Annotated in this window: 12 protein-coding genes, 1 tRNA gene and 1 pseudogene; 2 read left to right on the forward strand and 12 right to left on the reverse strand. The window is 52.2% G+C overall.

The window, feature by feature from the left end; translation table 11 throughout:
* Positions 1 to 52 precede the first annotated feature (52 nt).
* The 8 genes from rnr to MKY64_RS26520 all read right to left on the reverse strand — a co-directional run bounded on the left by rnr (position 53) and on the right by MKY64_RS26520 (position 10,889).
* Positions 53 to 3,025 carry a ribonuclease R gene (rnr, locus tag MKY64_RS26485; RefSeq protein WP_340956844.1) on the reverse strand — a complete coding sequence of 991 codons (2,973 nt, stop codon included), beginning with the start codon at positions 3,023 to 3,025 and terminating at the stop codon, positions 53 to 55.
* A gap of 231 nt (positions 3,026 to 3,256) precedes the next feature.
* A complete protein-coding gene (gene secG, locus MKY64_RS26490; protein ID WP_036690096.1) occupies positions 3,257 to 3,490 on the reverse strand; it encodes a preprotein translocase subunit SecG in 234 nt (77 codons plus the stop codon).
* 231 nt (positions 3,491 to 3,721) lie between these two features.
* The gene (gene eno, locus MKY64_RS26495) at positions 3,722 to 5,008 is read right to left on the reverse strand and encodes a phosphopyruvate hydratase (protein ID WP_036726271.1); all 1,287 of its coding nucleotides are present in this window, start codon (positions 5,006 to 5,008) and stop codon (positions 3,722 to 3,724) included.
* 57 nt (positions 5,009 to 5,065) lie between these two features.
* Positions 5,066 to 6,610, reverse strand: coding sequence for a 2,3-bisphosphoglycerate-independent phosphoglycerate mutase (gene gpmI, locus MKY64_RS26500; RefSeq protein ID WP_036726269.1), 1,545 nt, complete (start codon positions 6,608 to 6,610; stop codon positions 5,066 to 5,068).
* Positions 6,611 to 6,612: 2 nt separating this feature from the next.
* Positions 6,613 to 7,368, reverse strand: coding sequence for a triose-phosphate isomerase (gene tpiA, locus MKY64_RS26505; RefSeq protein WP_036726267.1), 756 nt, complete (start codon positions 7,366 to 7,368; stop codon positions 6,613 to 6,615).
* A gap of 27 nt (positions 7,369 to 7,395) precedes the next feature.
* A complete protein-coding gene (locus tag MKY64_RS26510) occupies positions 7,396 to 8,577 on the reverse strand; it encodes a phosphoglycerate kinase (RefSeq protein ID WP_036726266.1) in 1,182 nt (393 codons plus the stop codon).
* Positions 8,578 to 8,709: 132 nt separating this feature from the next.
* A complete protein-coding gene (gap, locus tag MKY64_RS26515) occupies positions 8,710 to 9,720 on the reverse strand; it encodes a type I glyceraldehyde-3-phosphate dehydrogenase (protein ID WP_036690087.1) in 1,011 nt (336 codons plus the stop codon).
* Between the two features lie 116 nt (positions 9,721 to 9,836).
* A complete protein-coding gene (locus tag MKY64_RS26520; protein WP_036726264.1) occupies positions 9,837 to 10,889 on the reverse strand; it encodes a sugar-binding transcriptional regulator in 1,053 nt (350 codons plus the stop codon).
* Between the two features lie 292 nt (positions 10,890 to 11,181).
* On the opposite strand from MKY64_RS26520, the gene MKY64_RS26525 reads away from it, so the two are divergent.
* Positions 11,182 to 11,256, forward strand: a tRNA-Arg gene (locus MKY64_RS26525).
* Positions 11,257 to 11,449: 193 nt separating this feature from the next.
* On the forward strand, positions 11,450 to 12,046 hold the full coding sequence (clpP, locus tag MKY64_RS26530; RefSeq protein ID WP_036690083.1) for an ATP-dependent Clp endopeptidase proteolytic subunit ClpP: 597 nt from the start codon (positions 11,450 to 11,452) through the stop codon (positions 12,044 to 12,046).
* 87 nt (positions 12,047 to 12,133) lie between these two features.
* Here the strand turns inward: clpP and MKY64_RS26535 are convergent, their stop codons facing one another.
* From MKY64_RS26535 to MKY64_RS26550, 4 genes and pseudogenes are all read right to left on the reverse strand, one after another.
* On the reverse strand, positions 12,134 to 12,772 hold the full coding sequence (locus MKY64_RS26535) for a GDSL-type esterase/lipase family protein (RefSeq protein ID WP_036726263.1): 639 nt from the start codon (positions 12,770 to 12,772) through the stop codon (positions 12,134 to 12,136).
* A 155-nt stretch (positions 12,773 to 12,927) separates the two neighbouring features.
* Complete coding sequence (locus tag MKY64_RS26540) at positions 12,928 to 14,025, reverse strand: PdaC/SigV domain-containing protein (protein ID WP_340956847.1); 1,098 nt, start codon at positions 14,023 to 14,025, stop codon at positions 12,928 to 12,930.
* 372 nt (positions 14,026 to 14,397) lie between these two features.
* On the reverse strand, positions 14,398 to 15,153 hold the full coding sequence (locus MKY64_RS26545) for an SIMPL domain-containing protein (RefSeq protein ID WP_339312226.1): 756 nt from the start codon (positions 15,151 to 15,153) through the stop codon (positions 14,398 to 14,400).
* Between the two features lie 94 nt (positions 15,154 to 15,247).
* Positions 15,248 to 15,789 (reverse strand): annotated as a pseudogene (locus MKY64_RS26550) (GNAT family N-acetyltransferase).
* Between the last annotated feature and the right edge of the window lie 40 nt (positions 15,790 to 15,829).

The following is a 15,829-nucleotide window of genomic DNA, read 5'->3' on the forward strand; positions in this document are numbered from 1 at the left end:
TTATTAAAAAAAGCACTGTTCCCCTTAAGGAACAGCGCTCATATCGTTCAGCCTACGCCTTAGGTTTCTTCTTGCGCTTACGGCGCCCGCTCTTCTCGCCAGTGTCAGCACCGGCCTGGCCTGCAGACTCCCCGCTGCCTGGCGTCACGGAGGGGCTAATGAACACGCCGCCCTTCTTCTTGCGGCGGCCCTTGCCCTCCGGCGCTGCGCCGCGTCCGTCGGCCCCCAGGTCCTCGCGGCTGCGGAACCGTGTGCTCGCGTCTACGCCGCGCAGCTCACCGCCCGCCTGCTCAGACCCGCCACCGCCCGGCGCGCCGTAGCCGCCCTTGCCCGAGCCAAAGCCGAAGGCGATGCCGCGTCCCCCGGCAACGCCACCGGCCTCCGCGCCGCGGCCTCTGCCGCCCTCGCGCGGAGCGCCCGAACCGCCGGCTTCGCCCCGGCGGTCCGCCTTGCCGCCGCCCGCTGCGCCTGCGGCGGCAAGCCCGCGCCGCGCTGCCGCTTCCGGCCCGCGGCCGCGCTTGCGGCCGCTGCCTGCTGCGCCGGCGATGTCCCACGCCGCCGCTCCATCTGCGCGCGGCCCGTTCCCGGCGCCTGCCGCAGCGGTGCCGAAGCCACCAGCCGCTTCACCGCCGCCAGCGGGAGAAGCGTTCTTGCTCTTACCAGCGGCACCGGCGCCGCCGCTCTTCCCCTTACCGCCAGCACCGAAGATGGCGCCGTTCTTGCCCTTGGCAACACCACTCTTGCCTCCGGCAGCAGCGCTGCCCGGCTTGCCTTTACCGCCACGGCCCTTGCCGCCTCCAGCTTTACCGGCGAACGGCTTGCCGGTGCCACCTGCGCCCGGACGGCCGCCTTTGCCGCCATAGCTCCGGTGGTCTCCAGCCGCGCGCGGCTTCATATCAACTAACTCGAAGTCGATGGTGTGGTCATCCATGTTAACCTTGGCAACCCGGATCTTCACTTCATCGCCGATGCGGAAGACCTTGGAGGTACGCTCGCCGATCAGCGCCATATGAGCTTCATCGAAGTGGTAGTAGTCGTCTGTCAGCGCACTGAGGCGAATGAGACCTTCGACCGTATTGTCCAGCTCAATGAACATCCCGAAGCTGGTCACGCTGCTGATCATGGCGTCGAATTCCTCGCCAACCTTGTCCTGCATGAACTCTGCTTTCTTCAGTTGCTCGGTATCGCGCTCGGCTTCAACAGCCACTCGCTCACGTTCCGAGGACTGCTGGGCAATATCCGGCATCCGGGAGGCCAGATATTCGTGGCGCTTCTCGCTCAGCGCTCCGCCATTCTCAAGCACCTCACGCATCACACGGTGGATGACCAGATCGGGATAACGGCGGATCGGTGAGGTGAAGTGGGAATAGAACTCCGCTGCCAGTCCGAAGTGCCCGGTGCTCTCGGCATCATACTTCGCCTGCTTCATGGAGCGCAGCATCATCGTGCTGATTACCGTCTGCTCCTTCGTTCCCTGAATCTGCTCCAGCAGATCCTGCAGGGCACGCGGGTGAACCGAATTCCCCCGGCCCTTCACGTGGTAGCCGAAGTTAGCCGCAAAAGCCATGAAGTTCTGCAGCTTCTCCGGGTCCGGGTCCTCATGAATCCGGTACAGGAAGGGAACCTTCAGCCAGTGGAAGTGCTCCGCCACCGTCTCATTAGCCACCAGCATGAATTCTTCAATAATCTGCTCCGCTACAGAGCGCTCACGTTTTACAATATCGATAGCCTTACCGGCCTCATCTACAATAATCTTGCTCTCCTCAAAATCGAAATCCACCGCACCGCGCCGCATCCGGGCACCCCGCAGCTTCATCGCCAGCTCCTTCATCAGGCGGAAATCCCCGATCAGCGGAGCATAACGCTCCAGCAGCTCAGGATCTTCATCCTCGACAATCTTCCGTACGTCAGAGTAGGTCATTCTCTCCTTCGTGCGGATGACACTGGTGAAGACATCGTGGTTCACGACCTTCATCTGCTCGTCGAACTCCATTTCACAGGACATCGTCAGACGGTCAACCTGCGGATTCAAGCTGCAGATACCATTCGACAGCCGGTGTGGAAGCATAGGAATGACACGGTCCACCAGGTACACACTGCATCCGCGGTCATAGGCTTCCTTGTCCAGCTCAGAGCCTTCACGCACATAATAGCCTACGTCAGCAATATGAACGCCCAGCTTATAATGGCCATTCTCCAGACGCTCAACGTTGACCGCATCATCCAGATCCTTGGCATCCGCACCGTCAATCGTTACGATATTGAGCCCGCGCAAATCACGCCGCCCCTGCTCGATAATCTCTTCATCTGTGATCGAATCCGGCGCCTGCTCCGCTTCCGTCATCACCTCAGCCGGAAAAGCCTCCGGAAGCTGATGCTTACGGATTACCGACAGAATATCCACGCCCGGATCATCCTTATGGCCAAGGATCTCAATGATCTCACCCTCAGCCGCAGCACGGCCCTCCGGATAGCTCACAATGCGGACAACCACCTTTTCCCCGTCAACCGCACCCTTGAAAGACTCCCTTGGGATGAAAATATCCCGGTTAATCCGCTTATCATCAGGCAGCACGAAGCCATAGGTCTCCAGGCTCTGGAAGACACCCACCGTCTGCGACACACCTCTGATCAGAATCCGTTCCACTTCGCCTTCCATTCGCCCGCCGGACGGGCTCTTAGAGGTAATGCGGATCAAGACGATATCGCCGTTCATAGCACCCTTCAGATCGTTCGCGTGGATATACACATCCGGGTGCTCCCGGTTATCGGGAATCAGAAAAGCAAAGCCCTTGGCATGAACCTGCAGCCGTCCGCGCAGCAAATCCATCCGCTCAGGCACACCATAACGGCTACCCCGGGTCAATATGATCCGGCCGTCCTTTTCCAGGTCAATCAATAGAGCCTCAAAGGCTTTGAAATCGGCACTATCCTGAGTGGCGAAATGGCTTACCAGTTCTTCATAGGTTAGTGGTTTATAAGCGGTCTCCCGCATGAAATCAAGTAAGATTTCCTGTGTTATCATGTTCGTTACCTCAGCCTCCTGCTGCATTCCTATGCATTGGCATACTGTATGCCTTGTCCTATTGTACAGCTAATCATTTCAAGTAAAATTTACCTTTATATACTTCATACCCTAGTATACACGAAATTAATCCCGGGCATCCCTGTTATGATGTTCACAATATTAAATCTGCATACAAAAAAGCCCCCGTCTATTCCATTCAGAACAGAGCGAAGGCTTACTGTAGACGAGTTATTCAACAACAATGGCAACAACTATTGACATGATGAAGAATCCTGCCGCCAGACCAACTGTTACACGCTGCAGCACAAGCTCCATACCGCGCGCCTTTGTTTTACCGAAGAGATGCTCAGCACCGCCGGAGATGGCACCGGAAAGACCTGCACTTTTCCCTTTTTGCAGAAGAACGACCGCAATCAGACCTACGGCAAAAATCAGAAGCACCACTTTCAAAAAGATATCCATTCACTTCCACCTCCTACGTCCAAGCATCACTATCTATGCTAAATTAGAATATCCGTTTCATAAACAGCATTTTTATTTTATCATAGCCACAGAATGAATACAACCTTCCAGACGGCATTCCCGCCCTATCACACTATGAAAATCTCATGTTGTCCCTCTATCGCGGATATCAGAATCAAAAAAGCCTGCCGGAAACCGGCAGGCTCATTGTATCTATAGATTCAAAAGAAATTATCTTTTGAGGTTGTAGAAGGATTTCAGGCCGTTGTATTGAGCCAATTCGCCCAGCTCGTCTTCGATGCGAAGCAGTTGGTTGTATTTAGCCACACGGTCTGTACGGGAAGGAGCACCAGTCTTGATCTGGCCAGCGTTGGTTGCTACAGCGATGTCAGCGATAGTGCTGTCTTCGGACTCACCGGAACGGTGGGAGATTACAGCTGTGTAGCCGGCACGTTTTGCCATTTCAATCGCATCGAAGGTTTCAGTCAGTGTACCAATCTGGTTAACCTTAACCAGGATGGAGTTACCGATACCCTTTTCGATACCTGTTGCCAGACGCTCAGTGTTCGTAACGAACAGGTCGTCACCAACCAATTGGACTTTATCGCCCAATTTTTCAGTCAGCAATTTCCAGCCATCCCAGTCATCTTCGGACATACCATCTTCGATAGTGATGATTGGGTACTTCTCAACCCATGAAGCCAGCAGGTCAACATACTCAGCGGAAGTGTAAGACTTACCTTCGCCTGCAAGTGTGTATTTACCGTCTTTGTAGAACTCAGTGGAAGCAACGTCCATACCAAGGAATACGTCAACGCCTGGTTTGTAACCGGCTTTTTCGATCGCTTCGATGATTGTAGTGATCGCTTCTTCATTGGAACCCAGGTTCGGTGCGAAGCCGCCTTCGTCGCCAACAGCTGTGTTCAGGCCTTTGGATTGCAGTACGGATTTCAGGTTGTGGAAGATTTCTGCACCAGTACGCAGTGCTTCCTTGAAGCTTGGAGCGCCTACTGGAAGAACCATGAACTCTTGAACGTCGATGTTGTTGTCGGCATGCTCACCACCGTTGATGATGTTCATCATTGGTACTGGAAGAGTCTTGGCGTTGAATCCGCCCAGGTATACGTACAAAGGAATGTCCAGAGCTGTTGCAGCAGCGCGAGCTACGGCCATGGATACAGCCAGGATTGCGTTAGCGCCCAGCTTGCCTTTGTTAGGAGTTCCGTCCAGAGTGATCATCAGCTTGTCGATGCCCACTTGGTCAAGAGCGTCCATACCGATTACTTCTGGAGCGATAATTTCGTTTACGTTCTCAACAGCTTTCAGAACGCCTTTGCCCATGTAACGGGATTTGTCGCCGTCACGAAGCTCTACAGCTTCATGAGCGCCAGTGGAAGCGCCGGAAGGAACGATAGCGCGGCCTTTTGCGCCGGACTCCAGATATACGTCAACCTCTACAGTAGGGTTACCACGGGAGTCAAGGACTTCGCGTGCATACACATCAGAAATAATAGTCATGTAAGTTTAATCTCCTTTTATACAATGGTTTTGGGTTTACACAAACAGATGTCTTGCTTATTTGCGGCTGGCAATCATGGATTGTCCGGTCATTTCCGCAGGCTGCGGAAGTCCCATCAGATCTAAGATTGTCGGTGCCACATCTGCGAGAATACCAGCTTCGCGCAGAACTACATCTTCAGTGGTAACGATGAACGGTACCGGGTTGGTGGTATGGGCTGTGAACGGACGTCCGTTCTCATCGAATACCATATCAGCATTTCCGTGGTCGGCAATGATAATAGCAACGCCGCCCTTGGCAACTACAGCATCCACAACCTTGCCTACGCATTCGTCCGTTACTTCGACTGCCTTGATTGTAGGCTCCAGCATGCCGGAGTGTCCTACCATATCAGGGTTAGCAAAGTTCAGGATAATGGCATCCTGTCTGTCCGCCTCAATCTCCGCTACGCAGGCCGCCGCCACTTCGTAAGCGCTCATCTCTGGCTTCATATCATAGGTTGCCACCTTCGGCGAGTTGATCAGGATACGGGTCTCGCCCGGAAGCTCCTCATCGCGTCCGCCGCTGAAGAAGAAGGTCACATGCGGATACTTCTCGGTCTCTGCAATACGCAGCTGCTTCTTGTTCTGCTGAACCAGCACTTCACCGAGCGTGTTGTCCAGATTCTTCGGGGAGTAAGCCACGAAGCCTTGAACTGTCTCACTGAAGGTAGTCAGACATACGAAGTGCAGGCCTTGCGGGAACTTAGGACCACGGTCGAAGCCGCGGAAATCCGAGTTCGTGAACACTTGTGACAGCTGAATCGCACGGTCAGGACGGAAGTTAAGGAAAATGACGGAATCGCCGCTCTCCACGGTCGCTACCGGGTTGTTTTGGCTGTCCACAATTACACTTGGCTCCACGAATTCATCGAACACAGAATTCTGGTAGGATGCAGTGATGGCCTGAAGGGCATCGGTATATTTAGGGCCTTCCCCATATACCATTGCACGGTAAGCCTTCTCTACACGTTCCCAGCGCTTGTCACGGTCCATCGCGAAGTAGCGTCCGGATACCGTAGCAATCGTACCTACGCCAACCTCTTCAATCTTGGCGACCAGATCCTGAATGAACTTCTGTCCACTGTCGGGTGGTACGTCACGGCCATCCATGAAGGCATGAATATAGACTTCATGCAGATCTTCTTTTTTGGCCAGATCGAGCATGGCGAACAGGTGATTAATGTGGCTGTGTACGCCGCCATCGGACACCAGTGCATAGAGGTGAAGCTTTTTGCCGGTTGACTTAGCGCTTCTTACGGCAGCCACCAGCGTCTCGTTATCGAAGAATTCTCCATCACGGATCGACTTGTCGATACGGGTCAGGTCTTGATATACAATCCGGCCGGCACCAATGTTAAGGTGCCCTACTTCAGAGTTACCCATTTGGCCTTCCGGCAGACCTACAGCTTCACCGCAAGCGGTAAGCGTAGTATTCGGATATTGCTTCAGGTAACGGTCGTAATTCGGCTTGTTGGCTTGGGCAACAGCATTGCCTTCATCCGTGTTCCGCAGTCCGAAGCCGTCCATGATAATCAGTGCTACAGGTCTTGGAGCTGACATTCTTACTTCGCCCCCTCAACGAGTGAAACGAAGGAAGCAGGCTGCAGGCTGGCACCGCCGACGAGAGCGCCGTCGATGTCGCTTTGACTCATGTACTCCGTTACATTCTCAGGCTTCACACTGCCGCCGTATTGGATACGGACTGCATTAGCCGTTGCTTCATCGTACAGGCCTTTAACAAGGGTACGGATATAAGCAATAACTTCGTTAGCATCCTGGGAAGTGGAGGATTTACCTGTACCAATCGCCCAGATCGGCTCATAAGCGATAACTACGCTTGCTGCCTGCTCTGCGCTAAGACCGGCAAATGCCGCTTCAGTCTGCACCTTGCATACGTCCTTAGTCTGGTCAGCTTCGCGCTCTTCCAGCTTTTCGCCTACGCAGACAATTGGAGTAATGCCGTGACGGAAGGCCGCATGCATCTTCTTGTTGACGATTTCGTCCGTTTCACCGAAATAAGCACGGCGTTCGGAGTGGCCGATAATAACGTACTCTACACCAAGATCCTTCAGCATTACGCCGCTGATCTCACCTGTATAAGCGCCGTTATCTTCGAAGTGCAGGTTCTGTGCACCAATTTTGATGGTAGTGCCTTGTACCGCTGCAACCAGTGCAGGCAGGTTCGTGAATGGCGCGCAGATTACAGTCTCTACGCCTGCCACTTCCGCCTGGCCTTTGATTTCAGCGATGAAGCCTTCGGCTTCCGGAACGGTTTTGAACATTTTCCAGTTGCCTGCAATAATAGGTGTTCTACTCATAGTGATGTATTGCCTCCCTCTTCGGTATTACTTGTCGTTCAGTGCTTCTACACCTGGAAGAGCCTTACCTTCCATGAACTCGAGCGATGCGCCGCCGCCAGTGGAGATGTGATCCATCTGGTCTGCGAGGTGGAATTTCTCAGCAGCCGCAGCGGAATCGCCGCCGCCAATAACAGTGTAGCCTTCGGTAGTAGCACAAGCCTGAGCCACAGCCTTGGTGCCTTCAGCGAAGATGTCGATTTCAAATACGCCCATCGGTCCATTCCATACAACCAGCTTGGAGTTTTTGATAATATCGGCATAGATTTCACGGGTCTTAGGACCGATGTCCAGACCTTCCCAATCTGCAGGGATCTCGGTTGCATCTACAATCTTGGTGTTGGCATCTGCACCGAACTTGTCAGCCACTACAACGTCAACCGGAAGCACGAAGTTCTTGCCCAGCTTCTTGGCCTTCTCGATGAATCCAAGCGCTGCATCAATCTTGTCGTTGTCTACCAGGGATTTACCGATTTCGTAACCTTGAGCCTTGGTGAACGTGTAGGAGAGGCCGCCGCCAATCAGTACATTGTCAGCCAGATTCAGCAGGTTGTCGATAACGTCAATCTTGTCTTTCACCTTGGAACCGCCGATGATGGCAGTGAAAGGACGTTCCGGGTTAGAAAGCGCCTTGCCGAGAACGGACAATTCCTTCTCCATCAGAAGACCGGATACTGCCGGCAGGAAGTGAGCGATTCCTTCTGTCGAAGCATGGGCACGGTGAGCTGCGCCGAATGCGTCATTGACGAACAGGTCAGCCAGTTCAGCGAACTGCTTAGCCAGTTCAGGATCATTCTTCTCTTCGCCTTTGTAGAAACGGACATTCTCAAGCACAAGCACATCGCCATCGTTCAGTTCAGCGATTTTTGCTTTTACAGCTTCGCCAATGGCCTCATCAGCCTTGGCTACCGGTTTGCCGAGCAATTCAGACAAACGGACTGCAGCGGAAGTCAACCGCATGGAATCGACGAATTCGCCTTTAGGACGGCCCATATGGCTGGCCAGAATGACCTTTGCACCGTTCTCAATCAGGTATTTAATTGTTGGAAGGGTTTCGCGGATACGGGTATCATCAGTGATCTTGCCGTCTTCCACTGGCACATTGAAATCTACACGCACGAATACGCGTTTGCCTTTTACTTCTACATCACGGACACTTTTTTTGTTCATGATTAACATTTCCTCCACACCCAAAATTGGTTCCTTCACAAAGCCATTTCACGCGAATCCAGTTCATTTAGAAAGAGCGGAAACAGACTTTCCTTGTTTCCGCTCTATTGTACTTCTTATATGAAATCGGTCTTATTTAGCAAGCTTAGCGAATTTCTCCAAAGTACGAACCAGCTGTGCAGTGTAGGACATTTCATTGTCATACCAAGCAACAGTTTTAACCAGCTGTTTGTCGCCAACAGTCAGTACTTTTGTCTGAGTTGCATCGAACAGGGAACCGAAAGTCATACCCTTGATGTCGGAAGATACGATTTCGTCTTCAGTGTAGCCGTAAGTTTCTGGGTCAGAAGCTTCCTTCATGGCTGCATTGATTTCTTCAACAGTTACGCTCTTATCCAGAACAGTAACCAGCTCAGTCAGGGAACCTGTAGCTACAGGCACACGTTGTGCTGCACCGTCAAGTTTGCCCTTCAGTTCTGGAATAACCAGGCCGATGGCTTTAGCAGCACCGGTAGTGTTAGGGATGATGTTCTCAGCAGCAGCGCGGGCGCGTCTGAAGTCGCCTTTTGCGTGTGGAGCATCAAGAGTGTTCTGGTCACCTGTGTAAGCGTGGATCGTAGTCATCAGGCCTTCGATGATACCGAACTTGTCGTTCAGGACTTTGGCCATTGGAGCCAGGCAGTTCGTTGTGCAAGATGCGCCGGAGATTACTGTTTCGGAACCGTCAAGGATGTCATCGTTAACGTTGTACACAACAGTTTTCATGTCGCCTGTAGCTGGAGCGGAAATAACTACTTTCTTAGCTCCGCCTTTAAGGTGCTTCTCAGCGGCTTCTTTAGTTGTGAAGAAACCAGTACATTCCAGAACGATATCAACGCCAAGCTCTCCCCAAGGAAGTTCTTCAGGGTTGCGGTTCGCCAGAACCTTAACATCTTTACCGTTTACTTTGAAGAATCCGTCATGAACTTCAACGTCTCCCTGGAATTTACCTTGAGTTGTATCATATTTAAGCAAATGAGCAAGCATCTTAGCGTCAGTCAAGTCATTGATTGCTACCACTTCGATACCTTCTACATTTTGAATACGGCGGAATGCAAGGCGTCCAATACGTCCAAAACCGTTAATACCAACTTTTACACTCATTGAATAGTTCCTCCTAGAGTTCGTTTTATTTATTCAAGACAAGCCGTGAGGCTCGTCAAGACAACAATGTTAAGTATAATGCATAAACCCTTTGCGCGCGCCCCATTTAATGGAATCTATAGGGCCTTTTGTAGCTGTGTGTCGATTTCCTTGCCGATTTCAACAGCCGCCGCCTCGTCGATGACGAGAATATCCTCTTGCCCGAACCGCAGCATCGCATGAATGGCCTTCGCCTTGCGTTTGCCGCCGGCAATACCGATAACGACTTCTGTACGGATAATGTCTTCCAGGCGCAGCCCCATGGTCCGCATCGTATGAACCACTTCGCCATTCTCATTGAAATAGTATCCGAAGGACTCGGCTACGGCTCCCTCGCTCTGAATCTCTGAGATCGTCCCGGAGTCCAGCTTGCGGCGGTGGGTCATTTCAATGGCGTCGCCTATTCCATGTACAATAATACGCGATCTGCGGATAATTTGTACAATCTCTCCAATATTGGAGTCCTGCGCAAGCGACTCATATGCGTCTCCGCTAAGCAGATCGGGCACATGCAGCAGACGGTAATTGGCGCCAATCCGTTTGGCCATGGTTGAAGCAATGGTGTTGGCCTGTATCTCCATGCTCTCTCCCAGTCCTCCGCGCGCCGGAACAACCCAGGCGTTCTTATAGGAAAGGGATAGCGGCGGGGTCAGCTGATCGGCCATCTCGGCCAGTGTTGATCCGCCTGTGACGGCAATCGTATCGTCACTCCGCAGTACGCTGAGCAGTGCCTTGGAGCCTGCGCGCCCCAGCTCACGCTTGGTGAACGGCGATGTCTCACAATCGCCAGGTACCACAATTACTTTGGTGAGACCGTACGTTGTACGAATTTTCTCTTCCAGATCATCCAGGCCGAATAGGCTCTTGGCGACCGGCTCCAGCAGGTCAAGCAGTCTGCGACCGGCATCGCTAATGCGCATACCGACGCTCTCGATCTCAATGAGCCCCTGCGATTTCAGAAGATCCGTCTCGGCGCGCAGCACCCGCTCGGTCATATCAAGCGATGCGGCTAACGTCCTGCGCCCAATAATATCGGACAGCATGATCTGATGTAGAATCGTATACCGTCTCTTAAGGGTTTCCATGAGATCAGGCAGAAGCTGCTTTTGGATTTCCAATAGATTACGCATGCTTTCACTCCTGCAACTTCGTCTTTCTCTTATCCCTTGTTCGTGGTCTCAAAATGTCCCGGGTTAACTTTTTAAGTCCCACCCATATTCTACCCAAAACTGACGCCAAGTGCAAGTGTTCCGAGACTATAATTCTCAGCCCGCTTTCATCTTATACATGGGCTTGTCCGGAAGGCCGCTGGCAGGAGGTGCATCTCCGGCTCTATTAATGGAGGCAGAGAAAACTATTTTTGCGCAGGATGCCTAATACGCATTGCTTTTATCCGAGAAGTATATTATAATAATTTCTGTTGCGCCCGTGGTCCAATGGATATGACGTAGGCCTCCGAAGCCTGAGATCCAAGTTCGATTCTTGGCGGGCGCGCCATTTTTTTCAAGCTTGTACATAATTTAGTTCCGATTATATTATATTTAACCAATGAGCCGCTTGAGGGCTCTTTTTTTTGAAAGTAAGTTTGACTTTCTTTGACTTTTTGTTTGAATTTGTTTATCATGTGGTTAATACGGTAACAGTAAAAAATGAACACATTCGAAGCACCAATTTCAAGGAGGTTTTCCACGTGAGTTATATTCCTATGGTAGTAGAACAGAGCAACCGCGGTGAGCGCGCTTATGACATCTATTCCCGCCTGCTGAAGGACCGCATCATTTTCCTTGGAACGGAGGTTAATGACGTGGTTGCCAATTCCATCATCGCACAAATGCTCTTCCTGGCTGCCGAGGACCCGGATAAGGATATTCACCTGTATGTGAACAGCCCAGGCGGTTCCATCACAGCGGGTATGGCCATCTTCGATACAATGCAATACATTAAGCCGGATGTGTCCACCATCTGTGTAGGTATGGCCGCTTCCATGGGAGCGTTCCTGCTGAACGCCGGCGCCAAGGGCAAGCGCTTCGCCCTGCCGAACAGCGAGATCATGATTCACCAGCCGCTAGGCGGTGCGCAGGGGCAGGCTTCGGATATTGAGATCCGCGCCCGCCGCATCATCAAGCTGCGTGAGAAGCTGAACCGCATCTTGTCCGAGCGTACAGGCCAGCCGCTGGAGAAGATCGAGAAGGATACTGACCGCGACTACTTCATGAGCGCTGCAGACGCTGCTGAATACGGTATCGTGGACAAGGTAATTGAGAAGACTCTGCCAACAGGCGTATAAGTACCTGCTCCAATGAATACACAAAGAGGCTGTAACAGACCGGTCCGGTCCCGTTACAGCCTCTTTCTTATGCCCAGCCATTGCTGCCTACCTTAAGCTCCCGTACCCAAGGGCATCCAGCTTGCCTGCAATTACGCGGTAGCCTCTGCCGTTCGGGTGAATATGGTCCAGGAACAGCAGCCCCCGCTCGTTACCGGCAAATTCATGGTATACCGAAGCAAACCCTACGTTATTGCTGCTGTAGCCTGCTGCATAGCGGTTGAACTCCCGCACCCACTCTGTTGCTTCATTCACCTGTGGGTAGGGATTATACAGGCCTACCATCCGGATGATGTAGGGGCTGCGGGAACCTGCTTTGAGCTGTGTCAGGCTACCCATGATGTCGCTGTAGTTACGCTTGCAGTCCCTAAGCGCCTGCTGCAGTAAGCCCTGGAATTCACCGGGCCGGGGCCCGGCTGCCCGGGCTGCCTTAATCAAGTCGTTGCCGCCAATGGACAGCGTAATGATCTGCGCATCCTTCACCGCCGCCCGGTAGACATTCGAGCTCCTCAGCCGTTGCTTCAGCCCCCCGGTGGTCAGACCGTTGACGCCAAGATTCGCCGGCACCACTGGTGTACCCAGCCTCCCTTCCGCCATCCGCCGGTAGACGGGGACGAAGCCGTTCCCGGGCAGCGCCCCGAAGCCGGTTGTAAGTGAATCCCCGATCGCTGTATAAGCATAGACCATAACCTTCCCCTCCCCGTTATAAGCTGCTTGCCTTCTATAGCTTATGACTATCCGGGTGAAGTGGTAACGGCAGGGCAGGCTGATTAGGCCGCGCACATGAAGAATGCCCCTGCGTCTCCCGGAGAAGATGCAAGGGCATCTGGATAATTATTTTATTATTTCAGCGCCGCGAACGGACTGCTTCCATCCGGCAGGAGTTCCTTGAAGCTGAAGTTGAATTCCGGGAAGCCCTCGGCATATGCCGTGTATTCGTATAACTGGAAGAAGAGCACCGCTTTGCCATCTTTCAGATAGAAGTACTTCTCGGTATTCAGTCCATTGAACCCGCCCAGATATCCTCCGTTAGCTTTGATCTCGGTGGCCAGCTTGGCATTGAGCTGTTTCTTGTAATTAGGGTTGGCACCGAACAGATCGCCCAGCAACAGACGTTTCCCGTCTTTGAGCGAGAAGGTGAACGCATTGCGGTAAGTCATCCCATGGGCACCGCCGGTATACCCGTATTGATTGGTGATTAGGCTGAGCACGCCATCCTGGTTATACGTGACCACATAACCGCCTTCGAATTCATACGGCCGGTCATCCTTCGACCGCTTGGAGATTTGATCTTCAGCATCCTTCGCATAGTTCAGAACGGTCTGCTTAATCGTATCATTGATTGCCTTCTCTGCTTCTGCACTTGCCAGGCCGCTGACCTGCGGATAATCCAGCCGGATAGGCGCATCCTTATGATCCTTCACATAGCTCACTGTTTTGATGGTTACCGCATTCTGCACTTTCTTCATAACATTCAGCCGTCCTGCTGCTGCGCCCCCGTCTACTTTGTAGCCCAAGTAATCGCTAAGCAGCTCAGACGAAACATACAGCCGGTTATTCAGTTGCTTGCCTTCACCGACATAATAATTGTTCACCATAACAGAAATGCCATAATCATTGATCGTCAGCCTTGTCTGAGCAGTTCCTGTCCCGATGGTGTACGTCTTCCCCGCTTTATCATAAGAGAGCGGCATCCCCAGCGCATCGCGCAGGAAGGTTACCGGCACCCATACCTTTCCTTCCTGGAGCAGGCCCGTCTGGGCTGTACTTTTCCCGTTAACCTTCAGCACTACAGATGAGGATTTGGCTTTGACCTGAGCGGCTGCCGGAGCGGCCTCAGTGATGCCTGCATGGATTATTCCTGTTCCTCCCAACAGGATTCCTGCGGCGAGCATTCCTGCACCCCATTTGCTGATGTATTTCTTAGAGTTCGAATTCATTGTTATTTCCCCTTCCACCTGGTGGTATGATTAGTCATGATGTGTGTTCCTCTGTATCACTGTTCCTATTATAGTAAAAGAGCGAGCGGGGGTTGTTACAATCCGCTTTACAGTTTCTTAAGGTTTGCCGTGATTATCTAAAGATCCTGTTACCTCAATTTAAACAAATTGAGAGCTTTCGATAGCGGCTATGTGCATATATATACATTTATATGACAAGTGGAAACGGCTTTGCCGTCCTTTTAAAGGACGGTACCGTTTCAGCGAGAAATAGAAGGATAATTTATCATGTAAAACATATAAATTCTTATATTTTTATAAAAAGCGCCTGCCCTGCTTATAACAGCAGAGCAAGCGCCTCTTGCGAAACGTTTATTTCAGTTCATACGTTACACTCAATTGGGTAGTGACCTTAACCTGCCCGGGCTCAACGGAGCTGCCAGCATTGTTATCCATGGACATCTTTTGCATGGAGGCTGCTTCAGCGTAGACCACCGGATGATTCCCGTCATCGCTCTGAATGACAGTGACTACCTGACCCAGTCCGCGCTTGGCTGCTTTGGCAATAGCCGCTGCTTTGACATCTGCATTCTGCATAGCCTTCTCGATTACCTGTGCTTCAAAGGCCGATGGATCTTCAATGGCAAACCGCACATTGCCGATGTTGTTCGCTCCAGCCGCAGAGGCAGCGTCCAGCAATTGTCCAACCTTTGTCAGATCCCGGTAAGAGACCTCTAGCGTGTGCTGGGCGTTATAGCCTTTTACCTTCTGGCCGTCCTTCTCGCTGTAAGTGTAGTTAGGCTGTACGTTGAACTGGGTGCTCTGAATGTCTTTGTCTGCAATGCCCCAAGTGGTCTTGAACAAAGCGGTCAGCTTGGAGACCTTCGCGGCTGTGCCTTTCTGTGCTTCCTGCGCAGTTTCGGCAGTTGTCGTTACGCCGATGGAGAGATACGCGATATCCGGTTTGATCGACAGCTCGCCTTTGCCTACCACGTTCACCACATTCTTCTGTACTTCGTCGGCGTAAGCCTTTTCAGGACCCTTTAGCACTCCGCTCAACCCCATTCCTCCAATCATCAAGCTAGCTGCCAGCAGAACTGATCCAATCGATTTACCCCATTTTCTCATGCTTGCCATCCCCTTTCGATTCGTTTAAGTGTTATTACCCTCTAGACGGGACAGCATGGTAAAAGTTGCATGAGCGATGTACGATATTTATTTTTTATTTGTTCCCCGTCCCGATCCAGAACCGGCGGATGACATTTCCGTCCTCCTCTATATATTCGCTATCCTCGATACCGCCATTCCTGCGGATTGTCCGTTCCGATGCGGTGTTGACGGAGTCACAGACTACGAGTGCCTGCTCGATACCCAGTTCAGCGGCCTTCAGGAGAGCCTGCTTCATAGCTCACTGGCATAGCCTTGTCTGCGTGCAGAAGGGACGATGCCGTAACCGATATGCCCGCCAGAATGGAGCAACCTTTCGGTCAGCCGGTGCCTGATGTTCACAGCCCCCACTACCCGTTTGTCCGTGGTCACCAGCCAGAAGGTTGAACTGCTCACCCAGCCGTCCGGTATATCTGTACCACGAGCATACCCGTGAAGAGTCTGAATCATACCGCCAAAGTCAGCCGGGTCCATCTCTGTTACCCAGGGCACAAACGGCTCCCCGCTGGCCTTCCACTCCTCATAAAAGGCTAAATACGGCTCTCTGAGCGCCTCAGCAGGCTCAACTAATGATACTTCACCGTCTTGAATCTGCATCCGCATACCTCTCCTTATCCTCTAAAGCTGATATGAAAAA

The organism is Paenibacillus sp. FSL R7-0210 (assembly GCF_038009085.1).
Classification (GTDB): Bacteria; Bacillota; Bacilli; order Paenibacillales; family Paenibacillaceae; genus Paenibacillus_AQ; species Paenibacillus_AQ silagei.

Coding starts and splice junctions, on each gene's coding strand:
- MKY64_RS26510 (WP_036726266.1), bottom strand. CDS start 8,577: ATGAACAAAAAAAGTGTCCGTGATGTAGAAGTAAAAGGCAAACGCGTA.
- rnr (WP_340956844.1), bottom strand. CDS start 3,025: ATGATAACACAGGAAATCTTACTTGATTTCATGCGGGAGACCGCTTAT.
- tpiA (WP_036726267.1), bottom strand. CDS start 7,368: ATGAGTAGAACACCTATTATTGCAGGCAACTGGAAAATGTTCAAAACC.
- MKY64_RS26540 (WP_340956847.1), bottom strand. CDS start 14,025: ATGAATTCGAACTCTAAGAAATACATCAGCAAATGGGGTGCAGGAATG.
- gpmI (WP_036726269.1), bottom strand. CDS start 6,610: ATGTCAGCTCCAAGACCTGTAGCACTGATTATCATGGACGGCTTCGGA.
- secG (WP_036690096.1), bottom strand. CDS start 3,490: ATGGATATCTTTTTGAAAGTGGTGCTTCTGATTTTTGCCGTAGGTCTG.
- eno (WP_036726271.1), bottom strand. CDS start 5,008: ATGACTATTATTTCTGATGTGTATGCACGCGAAGTCCTTGACTCCCGT.
- gap (WP_036690087.1), bottom strand. CDS start 9,720: ATGAGTGTAAAAGTTGGTATTAACGGTTTTGGACGTATTGGACGCCTT.
- MKY64_RS26520 (WP_036726264.1), bottom strand. CDS start 10,889: ATGCGTAATCTATTGGAAATCCAAAAGCAGCTTCTGCCTGATCTCATG.
- MKY64_RS26545 (WP_339312226.1), bottom strand. CDS start 15,153: ATGAGAAAATGGGGTAAATCGATTGGATCAGTTCTGCTGGCAGCTAGC.
- MKY64_RS26535 (WP_036726263.1), bottom strand. CDS start 12,772: ATGGTCTATGCTTATACAGCGATCGGGGATTCACTTACAACCGGCTTC.